We start from the raw sequence: 16,266 nt of genomic DNA on the forward strand, positions 1-16,266 counted from the left end.
TTACTGTTGCATTTTATCTTGCATTTTACTTTTTATTTTCTCAGCTATTTTCATTTTGCATTGTTGCAATTGTTCTGCACTAAAATTGGTATTGGGTAATTGTTTATTACCCATTGCTACAGGTAGAACACAGTCTTTAACTAACTCTTTACCTGCATTCTCTCCGCCCTTATAGTAACCATTTTGCATACAAGACATTGCTATGGCTTTACAAGGTCCTGTCCAACCGTATAAAGAAACACTCATTAATAAACCCAATATACTAATCTTTGCAAATAATTTATTCATTTTTATAATTCCTTTTTATTTGAGGATAAATCCCATTTTTTCAACAATTGCCTCTAAAATATAGCACAGGATTTATATTCTGTTTTTCTCCATTTTTTGAATGCACAATTAATATTTTTAAAAAAATCTTCACAGCTCGCTCAATTTCCTGAGCTATATTTAATTAACGCTCCTTTATTGTAAGTACAAATGAAAACTGCAGTAATTTGGTCGAATATAGAATATACTGACATTCCTTTAGGCCACATACACCAACTTGATAAAATTGGTATTTCAAATCATATTATTTTGTTGAGTGAGCATGAATATGAAAAAGCACATGAAACTCAATTTGTGGTTTTTGATGATACTGAACCTCAATCAATAATCGAACATTATCAGTCTCAAAATACCCATCTAAAAATTCAAGTTTTAAATACAGGGATAGCGACTACAGAAGAAGAAAAATTGAATTTTTATTTGAAGAATTATGCTGATCAACAATACCAGCTCTATCTTTATCTCTGTAAGGAAGCCATACCTGGAGCAAGTAAAGAACTAAGCGCTAAACCTTTGATAAATGGATTTACTAAATATTCATTAATTCCATTTTTTACTAAATTAAACCGAGCTCGGCTTCCTTTATTTCAAGCCCCCTGTTCATCAGATCTAGCAATCAAACTCATGCAAAACAATATAGCTCCCTGTCTTTGTTATAGAATAGATGTATTCGATTTATTACATTATCAATGGCTGTTTAATATTTTTGTTGAACTAATTAGTTTACAAATAAGATTCCATGAGGATAAATGTGCGCCCTTCTCAGTTCAGTTGAATAAACTAATTAATGAATTCAATAAGAATATCTTAGCTTTAGAAAAAACAGAACACTCTTTTGAAACAACCCATAAAAAAGCATATTCAACATTTAAGAAACCTGGCAAGCTCACACAATGGCAGCATGGAAAAAATGTGAAGAAGAAGGAACAACTCGAGAATAATTTTCCAAAATTAATAGCCAAGCTTGAAACGCTCTATGAGCAATTGCAAGAGAATTTTAACGACAGCAAAATAAATCATTTTACGCAAAATAAATTTTAAATTTATCGGGCATGATTTGAGCTTTATTAAAAAATTATGTTTGAGCGATCTTATTAAGCAATGCCGCTAGCCTGCATCCTGCATAAGTAACCTGTTTTTGCGCTAATAGTTGAGCATTTTCTTGATATTTATCACTAGGTATTTCATTAGAATTTATTTGATAAGCATTTCTTAAAGCCAGCTTATGAGACATTTTTGCCCATTTAGCAGGTCTTATTTGGGCATCAATGATCGTAGAACAAGGTAGTTTTTGTTCCAATTGCTGCGCGGTACTTTTAATTCGTGCCTCATCATATTGGCCCAGAAAAAAACCAGCGCCATTATCCCAGTATTGATGTAAATTACTTCCTACTGGATTTTTCCCCAATAAGAATAAATTACCACCTAAGTCACCCATAGGATGTTGTGCGCTGACTTGTGTTACGGCATGTAAGGGTTGATGAATATCACCAGCGATATGAATTAGCATACGTAATGCAAGTTTTTTGTCTGATGGATTCGTTTTTTTAGAGCTAAGAACAGCCGAGGCTTGTTTAATTGTTTTGATTGCATTAGTACTTTCAATGGGAGGCAAGCGAGTCCCGTCGCTGGAAAAAGGGATATCGATATAATGCATTACATCATACCAATATACTCCTCGCCACCTTATGTCATCCATCCAAGTCGAAGCACTAACAAAACTTGAGTTAGGTGTGTTATGCGTGCGCGAACGAAGGTATTTATAGCACATGTCTCTTGCTTTTGGTGATAAATTATCATAGGCAATCTGTGCCACGACCTTGTGGCCTGCCGCGTTCCAAGCATAGCTATTTATAACCCCTAAACACAAAACAAGTACATAAATAATTCGTGTCATAATTAACTCAAATAGGGAGACCACGCCGGCTCTTGTACATCTCCTTCTCGTGCGGGAAGTCTCATTCTTATTCTACCGTCCAGAGAAACGATACCCAATACACCTTTATCTTGATTATGGGTCGCATACAGAATTAAACGACCATTGGGGGCAATAGATGGAGATTCATCACGGCCAGAGAATGTAAGGCTAGCAATAGGCCCACCACTTGCACTTTGCATTCCTATGTTAAATTGCTTATCGTCACGGTGCAACATAATGATATTTTTCATATCAGGTGTATAAGAGGCACGCGCGTTATAGTTACCCTCAAACGTTATTCGACTTACTTGGCCATTAGCTAAAGATAAACGATATATTTGTGGCGAGCCTCCTCTACCTGAGGTAAATAATAGACTTTTTCCATCTGGGGCATAACGTGGTTCAGTATCAATGGCATCACCAAAGGTTAATTGCTTCATGTTACCGGTGTTGATGTCTATACTGTACACTTTTGGTGTCCCACTTTTAGATAATACTACAGCCAATTCCCTGCCATCGGGAGACCAAGCAGGTGCGCCGTTAATTCCTGGGAAGCTCGTGATCAAGCGTCTTTGGCCTGTCTCAACTGAAACAGTAAATATTTGAGCTCTTTTTTTCTCGAAAGAAACATAAGAAATATTTTTACCATCAGGAGCCCATGCTGGTGACATAATAGGTTCGGATGAAATCAATAAGCTTTGTGGATTATGTCCATCCGCATCAGCAACTTCGAGTGAATAACGAGTGCTGCTGGTAGTTCTTTGAACCGAAATATAAGCGATACGGGTAGAAAATATGCCTTTTTCTCCCGTTAACTTTTGATATACTTCATCGCTAATGTGATGTGCTAAAGGCCTAATTTGATTTGCGTTAATCTGATATGTTTTTGTTAATAAAGTTGCCCCATTAGCTACAGCATCAGTTAAAGTAAAACTCACCTCATAATGACTTCCTACTTGGTTAACACGTCCAGTTACAACACTGTCCGCACCAAGTTGTTTTAACGTGCTTACTGATGATTGCGCATTCGCACCTTGGGGACCTGAAACAATTCGAAACTGACCTGATAAATTTAAATCGTTTTCAATAATTTGTCCGATTTCTTGAGATGTACTATTTGAGCCGAAAGAATTGATTGCTATTGGTAAAGCAGAGTTAATCCCTTGGGTTAATTCTAAATCAAGAGCAAAAACTTGCTGCGTAAAAAGTACTAAGAATAGTGTAATAATCCGGTTAATCACGAGTTTTACCCCCTCACTTGTTCTGGTCGAACGGTTAAACTTATATCACGAAACAAACTAAATGTTTCTTGATCTGCGGGCACAGGTAGTGGTGATGCCTTATAAATAGCTGTTTGTGCTGAACGATCAAGCAATGGATCACCGCTACTGCGGGTTAAAGTAACTTCCAACACCATTCCATCGGGAGCAAGGCGTATTCTGAATTGGCTTGATAAACTACTGTCAACATTTTCAGGTAATATCCAATTTCTACCTATAGCATTAACAATGAGTGCTTTATATTTGTCAACTTCACCAGCTATACGTGCCTGTCTCTCAGCATTTTCTGCTGCTTGTGCTTGTTTCGCTGCAGCTGCGGCCTCAGCTTGTTTTTTTCTTTCCATTTCTGCTTTTGCAAGATCAGCCTTTTCCTTTCGGGCTTGTTCCTCTTTTAATTTATCAGCTTGCTCCTTCTCTGCTATCTTTTTCTTATTCAACTCAGCAAGCTTTTTAGCTTCCAATTTCTGTTGTTTTACCAACTCTTCTTTTTGTTTTTTTAAATCTTCAATATGCTTTGCTTCCAATGCCTTTTGCTCTTCAAGTTTCTTCAAACGCTTTTTATCTTCCTCTGCTTGTTTTTTACGTGCAATTGCTATTTTATTAGCTTCTTCTTTAAGTCGAGCTAGCTGTTGCTGCTCTTTTATTCTTTGTTGCTTTGCCGCTTCAGCCTGTCGCTTGAGTTCATTCTGTCGATTAACTTCAGCCTTTTTTTGTTGCTCACGCTCTTGTTTCAAGCGATTGACCGTTTCCATAACTTGTTTGTTATCGACACTCACCGCCTTTACTATTTCCTTTTGTGGAGTTACAGCAATTGGCTGCTCTACTCCAGGCGTATTTTTCGTTTCCGCCGTTAAAACAGGTCGTTGGCTTGAGCTATCGGTCAAAAGCATTACCACTAAAAAGAGATGTAAACCAATTGCGGCAAAAAAAGGTTTACGATAACTTGGACTTATCATGCTTGCCCCTCTGATTTTTCTTGCTCTGAATCAGTCAACAATCCTACCTGTTCTGCCCCTGCTTGCTTGAGTAAAGCCATTGCCTGAACAACCTTACCATACGCAACGCCCTGGTCTCCCTTAACTAAAACGTTCAGCTTTTGACCTGATTGATTTGCTAATTCTAACTCTGCAGCAACACGAACAACTAAAGCTTGAGACTCTATAGGCTCAGCGGGGGTAGTGCTGATGTTAAGAAAATATGTACCTTGTTGATTTACTGAAACAATAATAGGCTCTCTATCTGTAGGTGACAGCGTCTGGCTTGCCGCTTTAGGTAAATCTACAGTTACTCCCTGACTCAGCATTGGTGCTGTGATCATAAAAATAACAAGTAAAACCAACATCACATCGATATAGGGTACGACATTAATTTCTGATATGGGGCGCTCGCGCTTGGTTTTTGCTCTGATCATTTCAAATTCTACCCTCTTACAGTATCACTGTTTTGTTGTTCTATAAGCGATATTAATTCTTCCTGAAATAAGTCAAATCGATTTAATAAATCATTAGCGCGCGTTGTATATCGGTTATATGCAATAACTGCCGGTATTGCTGTAAATAAACCTAAAGCGGTGGCTACTAACGCTTCAGAAATACCAGGAGCAACCATAGCAATAGTTGCCTGTTGAGCATGACCTAATGCCTGGAAGGAGGTCATTATACCCCAAACAGTACCAAATAATCCTACATAAGGGGCAATAGATCCCACGGAAGCAAAAAAAGGCAAATGTTTTTCCAGCTTTTCAGCTTCTTTGGCATGGGTAATTTGCATCACCCGTTGGATGGGTTCAATAATTACGTTGCCCAGTTTTCTAGAACGTACAAATTCTTTAAAGCCGGCATGAAAAATAGCAGCCATACCATCCCGCTCTTCTGAATTACTATCAATATCGGCATAAAGTCTGCTTAAATCACCGCTGTCCCAAAATCTTTGATTAAAGGAATCTGTGAGCTGTTTTTTACGATTAAAAAACCAGGCGCGTTGAAATATTAATGTCCATGAAGTAATGGAAGCAGCAGCGAGTAACATCATGACTGATTTAACAACTAGACCTGCTTGCATAAAGTACATTAATACATTTGCTTGATTACCCATTTATATTATCTCCAGTACCAAGATCTTATTTTATAAATCATCATCGAATTATAGTTTTATCTATACCCCGATAACGATAACAACTCATTACTCAATGTGGAAATCGCTTTGGTTTTAAATTGCTATCCACACAAACAACTTGAATTTTAGCTTCACAAACTATTTTGCCTTGCTGATTTTGCATGCTCTGATCAAATAAAAAACTACAAGCTCCTAATTGCTGAACTTGTGTTTTTACTGTTAGCAAATCATCTAATCGAGCTGGTGCTTTATAACGAACATGTGCATCATATATGGCAAAAAGAGTATCTTCTTTCATTAAATCAGAGAGGACCAGATTATTCTGTCTTAACATTTCTGTACGAGCCCGCTCAAAATAACGAAGATAGTTCGCATGATAAACAATTCCCATGTAGTCTACGTCTTCAGCGTAAACACGAAAGGAATGCTGATACACGGTTGTAGCATCCATTGATCAATCCTGTTCCACTGCATTTAAACCAAAATGCTGATATGCTCTTGGTGTGGCTATTCTACCTCTTGGAGTGCGCATAAGGAATCCTTGTTGTATTAAAAATGGCTCCAAAACATCTTCAATTGTGCCTTTTTCCTCACCAATTGCAGCCGCTATACTATCCACCCCTACAGGACCTCCATTAAATTGTTCAATCACTGCTAACAGTAATTTCCTATCCATGAGATCAAAACCATGTTTGTCTACTTCCAACATTTCTAGAGCTTTTTGCGCAATATCAACGGTAATAATACCGCCACCTTTAACTTCTGCATAATCTCTAACACGTCGTAGCAATCGATTTGCAATGCGTGGTGTGCCTCTTGCGCGTAATGCAATTTCTCTTGCTCCTTCGGGTTTGGTTTTTACATTAAGTAATTGCGCTGACCGAGCAACAATTTGGGTTAATGAGTCAACAGAATAATATTCTAAACGCTGTACAATACCAAATCGATCTCTGAGAGGGGAAGTAAGTAACCCGGCTCGCGTTGTTGCTCCAATCAAGGTAAAAGGCGGTAACTCCAATTTGATAGAGCGTGCAGCGGGCCCCTCACCAATCATAATATCCAGTTTATAATCTTCCATTGCTGGATAGAGTATTTCTTCTATTACTGGACTAAGCCTATGGATTTCATCAATGAAGAGTACATCATTTGCTTGCAGGTTGGTAAGTATTGCTGCAATGTCTCCTGCTCGTTCAATCACAGGTCCCGATGTTTGGCGCAAATTCACACCCATTTCATGGGCAATAATATTGGCTAAAGTAGTTTTACCAAGGCCTGGAGGTCCAAAGATTAAAACATGATCCAAAGCATCCTTTCGCTTTTTAGCTGCATCAATAAAAATTTGCATCTGCGAACTTACTGCATCTTGCCCTATATACTCACGAAGACTTAAGGGTCTAATCGCACGATCAATGGCCTCCTCCGAGGCAGTACTTTGAGTACTGATTAAGCGGTCACTTTCCAGCATAAAGTTCTTTTAAGAGTTCAATTGAATGTTAGCATTTTATCATATGTTTTTTGAATAGCAGCTTATTTGTTGAATATAAACCAAGAAAAATCTAAAAATTTAATCGACGTTCTATGTTGAAATTACATCATAACCAAGTCCCGGATAACATCTGGCTTTATCCGGGGTTTATTGTGTCAAATATTTGTTTAATAAATTGAGGTAGTTAATTTAATTGAGGGTATAGTTGTGCTTCTTTTTGAGGGGCATTGGGTTCGAATACTTTTTGCGGCGACTCAGAAGTTGGCAGAGACTTAAAAAATGATACTAAATTTTTTTCTCGTTTAAACTCCTCTTCGATCGGAGTGAGTGATTTAAATTCATCAATACAATCAAAGAAGTTGACTGTTGAATAGATTGCGGCCATGCAAGCAATTGATATCACGGCTAGTGCAAAAAAAGGATTAACGGCTACAAGTGGCGGCGCCATAAGAACACAATAAGAAAAAAATGCACCTGAAAGCAAAGCCCAAGATAGTAATTCTAATGCAGTAAGAATATTTTCTAAGACAATGTTCGATTTTCTTAGGGATGTTATTTCACCAAGTTCCTTTAAGACGGCCTCAGAATCCAGCATGCCGTTTTTTACTGCCTCAAGGCCAGCTGCAAGAATCCCATACATTTGAATATGCTCTTTTTCAGCCGCTTCATCAATCGCGTCAAGATATAATTTATGATAATAAGTTTTGATTGCCTTTAATTGTCTTTCAATTTCTTCATTCATCACTCCTTTGAAGAGGTCATCAATTTGTTTATCATATTCATTTAAACGTTTTCCCAATGAACCAGTCATAATTCATCCCTTAAGTTAACGAAGAAAAATAAAATCGGCTTGATTAGTAAATAATCGGAATGTTTTATATCATAATTAAAAGGACTATTAAAGATGATGCAAGTAACTGAAAAACAATTAAAGATGATATTAGTTTTCTCTCAAAGCTAACTAAATATTGGATCCAAATTTACCACCTCCGAGCTGACTTCTTTTGATTCCTGTAAAGAGGAAATGGCCGGTTTAAAAAACGATACCAAACTTCGCTCGCGTTCATCCTCGGCAAGTAATCGCGTACAAGATTTGAAATCATTGATACAGTCAAAAAAATTATTTATTGATTTTAACATGAGCGCAGTGAAAATGATTGTAAGACTTATTCCACAGATGGGGTTAGGTACGCTGACTGAGACAGCACTAAGTAAAAAAAAGGGAATGGCAATCGCCCAAAAAGTCATTTCCAATGCCTTGGCAATATTATAGAAGACAATAGCTAACTTTCTATTAAAAGTGGCTTCTTGGATTCCGGCTAATGCTTGTTCTGCAGAAATCTCACCTTTTTTAACTTTTACCAAATATGACACAAACAACTCATAACTTTCTATAATTGCGTGAGAACTCACTGCTGATTTCTCAAATGAATCTTTATAGTACGTATCCACCTCATCTAATTGTTGCTTAATTTTTGGTTCAAAATCATTGTTTCCATAAAATTGATAGTCTAGATGAAGTCCTAGAAGTATGTTTCGACAGCTTGCTAAACGAATTTCCAGAGAATTAGGCATGAGTTTAACTCTTTATAATATTTAGAAAACAACTGACTAAAACAGTCGAACATTGCGCTCATATCATAATTATGGAAAGAATAAATGTCTATAAAACAAATTGACCTATTGAATCCATGATCAATTTTCGTGCTCTAAAAATACGTGATCGAACAGTTCCTATTGGACAATCCATTTTTTTTGCAATGTCTTCATAAGATTGGCCATCTAGAATGTACATACCATAGCAGAGACGTAACTCTTCGGATAAAGTGGAAAGAATCAGCTCCAATTGCTCACCAAACTCGATATTAATTAATAGATATTCAGGAGATAACTCTACCGCTGGATAATAATTATCAGCAAATTCTGCTTCCAGATCCATACGTAGATTAGCAGCTCGATAATGATTTTTAATTGTATTTTGAGTAATTCGATACAGCCACGTAGAAAACTGGCTTTTTTCTTTAAAATAATGCAAATAGCGATAAACTTTGATTAATACTTCTTGTGCCAGATCACTAACATTTGCTCTATCTTGAATATGTAAGTGAATAATTTGTTGTATTTTATTGTTATACCGTGACAACAACAGATTATAAGCTTCCATGTCCCCTTGTCTCGCCAAATTAATCAAGTCCTCATCACTATAAGAAGTTTCTTTACTCATCACTTCCTCATAATTCCATTATTTAAATGACTGGCCTTTATTTAAACCATATGTACAATTATATACTACTTTGGCTTATTTTGAGATGTAATAGACGTAATTGATGAGGTGTAATTTGATCCAGAAATAAAACAATTCGTTTTTTTTGTCTTAAATTTGCAAATTCAATAAGCTGGAAAAAAGGATTATGAATTAGGACTACTGCTTGGATATATGATTCCTTATTACCTTGACGCATTTCTAAAATCCACTTATTACCAATAAATTGAATTTTTCTAATTGATGAGCACGGACTTTGCTTTATCCTATCAATTTTCAAAAAAATGAAAATAAGGCCAAGAAAAAACAGTTTAAGCAATAGATATATGGATGAAAAAAGTATTAATGTAACGGTAATGAGATAAACCACTAAAATCAAACGCAAATAAATCTTTGACTTTCCGGGTTCAATTGTTATTTCGGATAATAGTAACAATTTCTTTTAACTCTTTATCTTGAGGATCATCATGCCCCATTAACCAAGCAAATAACTCAGGATCAGTACAACTTAATAATGAATTAAAAGCAGCGAGCTCTTGTATGGATAAATGATCAACTTTTTGCTCAAGAAATCGTTGTAAAATAAGGTCTAACTCCAGCATTCCTCGGCGGCAGTGCCATGCAAGTTTTGCTTTTTCCTTCACATCCAACATGGTAAATCTCTTTGTGATCTTATAACGGACAAATGATACACTACTGTCTTTATAAACGGAAATCATTAAGTTTCCCTTTAGAAACCATTTTATGATGAGTTTAATCCGATAAACTCTGCAAACTTTACTTCAACAGTTACCAATAATAGAAAAGTAACTGTCTTATTTAGGTTAGAATGATGAGCACGACTTTTACCCATTTAATTAATAACAGAGCCTTAACTACCTTTAACGCGTTGGAAAATGAGTTAAAGCTCTTGCCTCAAAAAAATTATTTATTTGATTTATCTTATCTATCTACTATTGATGTTGAGGGAAATAAAGCCATTGACTTTCTTCAAGGCCAATTAACCTGCGACTTAGGCTCCATATCTGATATACAAATGATTCAAGGAGCCCAGTGCAATCTTAAAGGACGGATTCTCGCTTTAATGGATATTATTAACTGGCACGGAGTTAAGTTAGTACTCCCCAAAGATTTACAAGAATCAACAATTCATTCATTGAGTAAATATGCGCTTTTATCTCGTGTCAGCCTTAAGTCAACCATCCAATTTAAAATTTTTGGATTTTATCTACAAAATCAGGAAGATATCCTTCCCGATACGGATTTTTTTCCTAACGCACTTTATGCACAATCATACACCGCTCACTCCTGCTTCTATCATTTAGGTAATGGATTCTATATTTTTCTAGTACAAAATGAGCATACACAGGAGATTCAAGAACGTTTTATAAGAAAAGAACAATTTCTTGGTTCACTAACCTGGCATACTTTAAGGCTATTTCAACAACAAATAGATATTTATCCCGAATCTCGCGGTTTGTTTTTACCACATAGGCTCGATTTACAAAAAACTCCATATATTAATTTCAACAAAGGTTGCTATAAAGGCCAAGAAATTATTGCGCGTATGCATTACAAAGCTACTTTAAAACATCAAATGAGCGTTTATCAAATTAAAACTGAGCATAAGATCTATTCTGGACAAAAATTATTTGAGCAGCCTGGGGGAAGTGAACTGGGTGAGTTAGTTGACTTTTCTATTCTGGGGTATGGGCATTACTTAATTGCAGTCAGTATATTGAAAGGAACCGGACAAACTGTATTTCTTGATGGACATGATCAACCTATAGAGTTGGCAGAGGCCTCAATAGAATTATCCAATCCATTAATGTAGCCTGAGTGTTTAGGCTTTGTAATCTCGAGCGCAACAAGGGAGCTCTCTTGTTGCACTGGAGTTGGGGTGTTCCACTTCAATATTACAAAAAACTTAGATAGACCGATACAGCCCGCTGGGTTCTGACTTCCGCCATCCCCCAGACATTAACTAATATTATGCCTCTTGCTCAATTAATTCGTAGGATTGCAAAGTAGTTTGAGTAAGATCGAGTAACTCTCTAATTGCAACAAAGAACATCGTATAGTTTAGAACTGAGCTTGCTTTCAGATCGGCTAAAATAAAGCGCCAACGTTGAATCAATGCACGATGCGACTCTCCCCATGAAGCAAGACGAGCCTGCAAATCCGGGTTCCCACCATCATAGTTAATCAATCCAGCAGTGAGTTGACGTTGTTGCCAATCCAAATCATCTCTTAATGCTTCTCTGGACAAGGATTCCCAATGATTCTCACTTGGGTGCATAATAATCTGTTTTCTTATCCAAGCAAGATCCAAGAACTCACCGACTCCTAAATAGATTTCAGCAACCTGAGCTACCTTCATATCTCTTTTATCAGCGATATCTATAATATCTGTTGCAGCAAATAAACCACGAGCAACAGTCAAATCATGTGCTAGAGCTGGTGGAATACCTTCATCAATAAGCGATTGATAATCCTCATCGAATTTTACTCGTCGATCTTCACTTAAGATTGCTGGTATGGACATCTTCAATTCAACAACCCCTTGTGCGTAGAGTTTCACAACATCAGAAATATCAACAGATCTACGCTGACTACGCAAGAACCAACGGGTAATACGACGAGCCAAGCGAGCATAAAGCATCATCATTTCTATTTGCTTTTTAGCACTGATCTGCGTGCCCAACTCCTCTATTTGCTTCCAAACAGATTCGAGATTAAGCACAGCGCGAGTAATGACATAAGCTCTTACGATTGCAGAAACAGGAGCACCAGTTTCATCTTGCAATCTATACATGTAAGTAAAGCCCATTTCATTTACAATAATATTGCTCAACTTTGTAGCTATAATCTCTCTTCTCAATGGATGAGATTGCATTTGCTTGCTAAACCGCTCTTGCAAAGGCTTGGGAAATGAACTACTTAAAAATTGCGTCATATACCCTTCTTCAGGAACACCTGAAGCCAGAATTTGTTCCTTAAGAATCGTTTTGCTGTAACACATTAATACGGCAATACTAGGGCGCATCAGACCTTTGCCCATTAATTTACGTTCCATAATGATCTTTTCGTCGGGTAAGTATTCTAGATTACGATCGATTTTTCCGGTTCGCTCTAGTTCACTGATGTAACGACTTTGCAGATCCAACGCCTGAAGAGGTTGCGATGCAGATAAACTAATGGCTCGTGTTTGCAAGAAGTTGTCACGAAGTACCAATTTACTTACTTCATCAGTCATTTCAATTAACAACTCATTACGTTGTTTTGGAGTTAAATCACCGACGGCAACAATACTGTTCAGCAGAATCTTAATGTTTACTTCCTTGTCAGAACAATTGACACCACCAGAATTATCAATGAAATCGGTATATACCATTCCGCCATTTAGCGAATATTCAACACGGGCCAATTGGGTTAATCCTAAGTTGCCACCCTCACCCACAACTTTACAACGTAATTGTTTGGCATTAATCCTAGTCGTATCATTGGTTCGATCACCAACATTAGAGTTAGACTCAGTACTTGCCTTAACATAAGTACCAATTCCAGCGCTCCAAAGTAAATCAACCTTGGCTTTCAAAATCGCTTTAATTAGTTCATTTGGTTCAATTTCAGTCTGCTTAATTCCGAAAACAGCCTGCATTTCTTTACTAACAGGTATGGATTTGGCATTACGATTGAATACACCGCCTCCTTTGGAAATAAGCTTTTTATCATAATCTGTCCAATTTGAGCGAGGTAAATGGAATAAACGCTCACGCTCTTTGAAACTCACTTCTGCGTCAGGATCAGGATCCACAAAAATATGTATGTGATTGAAGGCACCCACTAACTTTATATGTTTGGACAACAACATACCATTGCCAAAAACATCTCCCGCCATATCGCCAATACCGACAACTGTAAAGTCGTTATTTTCAATATCTATATTCAATTCATAGAAATGACGTTTTACTGATTCCCACGCACCTTTGGCAGTAATACCCATTTTCTTATGGTCATAACCTATTGAGCCACCTGATGCAAAGGCATCACCCAACCAAAATCCATACTCTAATGAAATGGCATTGGCAAGGTCAGAGAACGTTGCAGTACCTTTATCTGCAGCTACAACGAGGTAAGGATCATCCTCATCAAAGCAGACGACATTTTCCGGTTTAACTACCTTCCCTTCAACATAATTATCAGTAATATCAAGAAGACCACGAATGAATAATTGATAACAGCCTATCCCTTCAGCCATTATTTCTTCACGAGTGCCATTTACAGGTAAAAACTTTGGTACGAAACCGCCTTTTGCGCCACTAGGTACAATTACTGAATTTTTTACTTGCTGCGCTTTCATCAAACCAAGTATTTCTGTACGGAAATCTTCTCTTCGATCAGACCAACGTAAACCTCCGCGAGCAACTTTGCCACCTCGCAAGTGAACCCCCTCAAAGCGTGGAGAATAAACAAAGATTTCAAACATAGGATGTGGTTTAGGTACCCCAGGGATGATCTTACTATTTAGTTTTAGCGAAATATAAGGTTTATGATGTCCGTCTTGATTTAATTGATAAAAATTAGTACGCAATGTTGCACTAATCGCATGAATATACTGTCTAATTATTTTATCTTCATCCAGATTCGATACAGTATCGAGATCATTTAATATTTCAATAGACAAATCAGCAAAACGATCTTCTCTATTTGGATCCTCAGCAGGATTACAGCGAATTTCAAATAATTTCACTAACTTTTTAGCAATTGCGACATTATTATTTAATGCCATTTCCATATAGTCTTGACTAAATGTAATACCAATTTGCTTGAAATATTTAGCATAGGTACGTAACACTGCTACTTCACGCCAATTTAGACCTGCTGCCAAAACTAATTGATTAAAACCATCATTATCAGCTTGACCAAACCAGACTTTAGCAAAAGCATTCTGGAATAATTCCTTTATCTCATCCAGATCAAACTCGATCGGTTTATTATATTGCATGGCAAAATCATTAATCCAGGCTACTTTGCCATCCTCAAATTTTAATGAATATGGGCGTTCGCTTATTGCACGTAAACCAAGTTTTTCTAATATCGGTAAAACATCAGATAAAGGGATTGTACTATCGTGCTGATATACTTTTAACCTAAAACTATTTTCTGATTCATCTAATGGTTTGTAAAAATTGATGCCTAAGGGTTTTTCAGATGTGAGTAGCTCAATGTGTTTAATATCATAGACAGCCGTTCTCGCAGGAAACGTATCACTATAAGCAAGAGGAAATGCATTTTTATAACGTGCATAAAGACTATTTGCTTGTTCCTCTCCATATGCCTCATATAAATGAGTTTGTAAATCGTCTGTCCAAGAGCGCCCTGCTTCGATTAGTTTTCTTTCAATATCTTTTAAATCATATTCAAGTGGGATATTCGGATTAATTTTAATAATAAAATGCACGCGTGCTAAAACAGACTCGGTAAATTGAGTTGAATATGTAGTCTCAACGGAGTTAAAACTATCATCAAGAATTTTCTTCATCGCCATTCTTAATTCGGTATTAATCCTATCTTTAGGCACATATACTAGGCAAGAAACAAAACGACGATAAACGTCAACTCGCGCGAATAATCGAATGCGCTTTCTGTCTTGCATGTAAAAAATACCCATTGCAATTTCCAGAAGCTCTTCTTCTGTACCCTGAATTAAATCATCCCGTGGTAATGTTTCAAGAATATTCAATAAGATCTTACCCGCGTGACTGCGTGGGTTTAATTTGGAATTTTCCATAATGAGCGCCACCTTACGTCTCAAGAATGGAATTTGTTTGGGGTTGGTATGATAAGCAGCAGAAGTATAAAGCCCGATAATTCTTCTTTCCCCAATCACTTGTCCTTGGGCATTGAACCGTTTAATTCCTATATAGTCAGTGTATGCATCACGGTGAACACTTGCTAATGTATTTGTTTTTGAAGTAACTAATATGCGTGGAGATAAGGTAAATTCACGGGCTTCAGGAGTCATTGCAGAAATACTACGTGTCATTGATTTAGTAACACTTTCACGCAAAAGTCCTAATCCAGTATTCGGAACAGCTTGTAAAATTGTTTCTTTCCCTTTTTCTGCTAATTCGTAATCTCTCATTCCTAAAAAGGTAAAATGGTGATCTTCTATCCAATGTAAAAATGCTTTGGTTTCTTCCACCTCATCCAAATCAAGCACAGAAGATACTTTATCAATCTCTGAAATTGCTTCTCGAACTTCGGCACGCATTTTTTCCCAATCTTCAAAAACGACTCGGTTGTCTTCAAGCGCGCGCTCGCATCCCCTGTGCAGCTCTTCAAGCACCTTGGGATCAGTTTGTCGATCTATTTCGAGAAATATTGGTGCTTCATGGATAACACCTTTCTCATCTAAAATTTGAGTACGAGGTAAGATTTCACAGACACGATTTTTTTTATCTCTTTTAACACGAATACCGCCCATATGAATAGTTAGATGAGAAGACAAGCCCATTCGGTGAATTACCAAACGGATTGAGTCAACCAAAAATGGCATATCATCACAAATAACCTCAACTACAGTATGGGTAGTTTGCCATCCGTGACGTTCATAGTCAGGATTATAGATTCTAATTTTCGTCTCATGAGGGGCTCGCTCACTAATTAAAGACCAAAAATTTACTACAGCGCCATAAAGATCATCAATACTCCATGAACTCAGGTCCTCCATTGCTACAGTACCATACAACTGTTTGGCAAATTCGGCGCAAAACTCAGTTTGATCACCTACCATAGAGCTTCTAATTTTATCTACAATGGCTTCAATTAATACATCTTTACCCTCTTCAAATTTATAAGACATTGTTGTTTT

General features: G+C 37.0%; 16 protein-coding genes. 2 read left to right on the forward strand and 14 right to left on the reverse strand.

Annotated elements, in window-relative coordinates; all coding sequences use genetic code 11:
* The gene (locus tag ACWTEW_RS14685) at positions 1 to 288 is read right to left on the reverse strand and encodes a hypothetical protein (protein WP_454782401.1); all 288 of its coding nucleotides are present in this window, start codon (positions 286 to 288) and stop codon (positions 1 to 3) included.
* A gap of 189 nt (positions 289 to 477) precedes the next feature.
* Between ACWTEW_RS14685 and ACWTEW_RS14690 the strand changes: the two genes are divergently transcribed.
* The gene (locus ACWTEW_RS14690) at positions 478 to 1,368 is read left to right on the forward strand and encodes a hypothetical protein (RefSeq protein ID WP_454782402.1); all 891 of its coding nucleotides are present in this window, start codon (positions 478 to 480) and stop codon (positions 1,366 to 1,368) included.
* Positions 1,369 to 1,402: 34 nt separating this feature from the next.
* On the opposite strand, the gene ACWTEW_RS14695 is transcribed toward ACWTEW_RS14690, so the two are convergent.
* The 12 genes from ACWTEW_RS14695 to ACWTEW_RS14750 form a co-directional block, all read right to left on the reverse strand.
* On the reverse strand, positions 1,403 to 2,224 hold the full coding sequence (locus tag ACWTEW_RS14695) for a S1/P1 nuclease (protein WP_454782403.1): 822 nt from the start codon (positions 2,222 to 2,224) through the stop codon (positions 1,403 to 1,405).
* 2 nt (positions 2,225 to 2,226) lie between these two features.
* A complete protein-coding gene (gene tolB / locus ACWTEW_RS14700; RefSeq protein WP_454782404.1) occupies positions 2,227 to 3,486 on the reverse strand; it encodes a Tol-Pal system beta propeller repeat protein TolB in 1,260 nt (419 codons plus the stop codon).
* Positions 3,487 to 3,491: 5 nt separating this feature from the next.
* On the reverse strand, positions 3,492 to 4,481 hold the full coding sequence (gene tolA / locus ACWTEW_RS14705; RefSeq protein WP_454782405.1) for a cell envelope integrity protein TolA: 990 nt from the start codon (positions 4,479 to 4,481) through the stop codon (positions 3,492 to 3,494).
* A complete protein-coding gene (gene tolR, locus ACWTEW_RS14710) occupies positions 4,478 to 4,936 on the reverse strand; it encodes a protein TolR (protein WP_454782406.1) in 459 nt (152 codons plus the stop codon). The genes tolA and tolR overlap by 4 nt, the downstream gene beginning before the upstream one ends.
* A gap of 8 nt (positions 4,937 to 4,944) precedes the next feature.
* Positions 4,945 to 5,619 carry a protein TolQ gene (tolQ, locus tag ACWTEW_RS14715; RefSeq protein WP_454782407.1) on the reverse strand — a complete coding sequence of 225 codons (675 nt, stop codon included), beginning with the start codon at positions 5,617 to 5,619 and terminating at the stop codon, positions 4,945 to 4,947.
* Between the two features lie 91 nt (positions 5,620 to 5,710).
* A complete protein-coding gene (locus tag ACWTEW_RS14720) occupies positions 5,711 to 6,091 on the reverse strand; it encodes a YbgC/FadM family acyl-CoA thioesterase (protein WP_454782408.1) in 381 nt (126 codons plus the stop codon).
* Positions 6,092 to 6,094: 3 nt separating this feature from the next.
* Positions 6,095 to 7,105: a Holliday junction branch migration DNA helicase RuvB gene (gene ruvB / locus ACWTEW_RS14725; RefSeq protein WP_454782409.1), complete on the reverse strand. Its 1,011-nt coding sequence runs from the start codon at positions 7,103 to 7,105 to the stop codon at positions 6,095 to 6,097.
* Between the two features lie 205 nt (positions 7,106 to 7,310).
* On the reverse strand, positions 7,311 to 7,937 hold the full coding sequence (locus ACWTEW_RS14730; protein WP_454782410.1) for a DUF5638 domain-containing protein: 627 nt from the start codon (positions 7,935 to 7,937) through the stop codon (positions 7,311 to 7,313).
* Positions 7,938 to 8,083: 146 nt separating this feature from the next.
* Positions 8,084 to 8,701, reverse strand: coding sequence for a DUF5638 domain-containing protein (locus ACWTEW_RS14735; protein ID WP_454782411.1), 618 nt, complete (start codon positions 8,699 to 8,701; stop codon positions 8,084 to 8,086).
* 88 nt (positions 8,702 to 8,789) lie between these two features.
* Complete coding sequence (locus tag ACWTEW_RS14740) at positions 8,790 to 9,350, reverse strand: sigma-70 family RNA polymerase sigma factor (RefSeq protein WP_454782412.1); 561 nt, start codon at positions 9,348 to 9,350, stop codon at positions 8,790 to 8,792.
* A 58-nt stretch (positions 9,351 to 9,408) separates the two neighbouring features.
* Entirely contained in the window at positions 9,409 to 9,588 is a 180-nt protein-coding gene (locus tag ACWTEW_RS14745) for a hypothetical protein (RefSeq protein WP_454782413.1), read from the reverse strand.
* 208 nt (positions 9,589 to 9,796) lie between these two features.
* Entirely contained in the window at positions 9,797 to 10,042 is a 246-nt protein-coding gene (locus tag ACWTEW_RS14750) for an FAD assembly factor SdhE (RefSeq protein WP_454782414.1), read from the reverse strand.
* A 179-nt stretch (positions 10,043 to 10,221) separates the two neighbouring features.
* On the opposite strand from ACWTEW_RS14750, the gene ygfZ reads away from it, so the two are divergent.
* Entirely contained in the window at positions 10,222 to 11,223 is a 1,002-nt protein-coding gene (ygfZ, locus tag ACWTEW_RS14755; protein WP_454782585.1) for a CAF17-like 4Fe-4S cluster assembly/insertion protein YgfZ, read from the forward strand.
* 156 nt (positions 11,224 to 11,379) lie between these two features.
* Here the strand turns inward: ygfZ and ACWTEW_RS14760 are convergent, their stop codons facing one another.
* Complete coding sequence (locus ACWTEW_RS14760) at positions 11,380 to 16,257, reverse strand: NAD-glutamate dehydrogenase (RefSeq protein WP_454782415.1); 4,878 nt, start codon at positions 16,255 to 16,257, stop codon at positions 11,380 to 11,382.
* Between the last annotated feature and the right edge of the window lie 9 nt (positions 16,258 to 16,266).

Source organism: Legionella stuttgartensis (genome assembly GCF_977063405.2).

Excerpts from the sequence above, each read along its gene's own strand:
- ACWTEW_RS14720 (WP_454782408.1), bottom strand. The coding sequence starts at position 6,091 with ATGGATGCTACAACCGTGTATCAGCATTCCTTTCGTGTTTACGCTGAA.
- tolA (WP_454782405.1), bottom strand. The coding sequence starts at position 4,481 with ATGATAAGTCCAAGTTATCGTAAACCTTTTTTTGCCGCAATTGGTTTA.
- ACWTEW_RS14695 (WP_454782403.1), bottom strand. The coding sequence starts at position 2,224 with ATGACACGAATTATTTATGTACTTGTTTTGTGTTTAGGGGTTATAAAT.
- ACWTEW_RS14685 (WP_454782401.1), bottom strand. The coding sequence starts at position 288 with ATGAATAAATTATTTGCAAAGATTAGTATATTGGGTTTATTAATGAGT.
- ACWTEW_RS14745 (WP_454782413.1), bottom strand. The coding sequence starts at position 9,588 with ATGCGTCAAGGTAATAAGGAATCATATATCCAAGCAGTAGTCCTAATT.
- ACWTEW_RS14750 (WP_454782414.1), bottom strand. The coding sequence starts at position 10,042 with ATGTTGGATGTGAAGGAAAAAGCAAAACTTGCATGGCACTGCCGCCGA.
- ACWTEW_RS14740 (WP_454782412.1), bottom strand. The coding sequence starts at position 9,350 with ATGAGTAAAGAAACTTCTTATAGTGATGAGGACTTGATTAATTTGGCG.
- tolQ (WP_454782407.1), bottom strand. The coding sequence starts at position 5,619 with ATGGGTAATCAAGCAAATGTATTAATGTACTTTATGCAAGCAGGTCTA.
- ACWTEW_RS14760 (WP_454782415.1), bottom strand. The coding sequence starts at position 16,257 with ATGTCTTATAAATTTGAAGAGGGTAAAGATGTATTAATTGAAGCCATT.
- ACWTEW_RS14735 (WP_454782411.1), bottom strand. The coding sequence starts at position 8,701 with ATGCCTAATTCTCTGGAAATTCGTTTAGCAAGCTGTCGAAACATACTT.
- ygfZ (WP_454782585.1), top strand. The coding sequence starts at position 10,222 with ATGAGCACGACTTTTACCCATTTAATTAATAACAGAGCCTTAACTACC.
- tolR (WP_454782406.1), bottom strand. The coding sequence starts at position 4,936 with ATGATCAGAGCAAAAACCAAGCGCGAGCGCCCCATATCAGAAATTAAT.
- ruvB (WP_454782409.1), bottom strand. The coding sequence starts at position 7,105 with ATGCTGGAAAGTGACCGCTTAATCAGTACTCAAAGTACTGCCTCGGAG.
- ACWTEW_RS14690 (WP_454782402.1), top strand. The coding sequence starts at position 478 with ATGAAAACTGCAGTAATTTGGTCGAATATAGAATATACTGACATTCCT.
- ACWTEW_RS14730 (WP_454782410.1), bottom strand. The coding sequence starts at position 7,937 with ATGACTGGTTCATTGGGAAAACGTTTAAATGAATATGATAAACAAATT.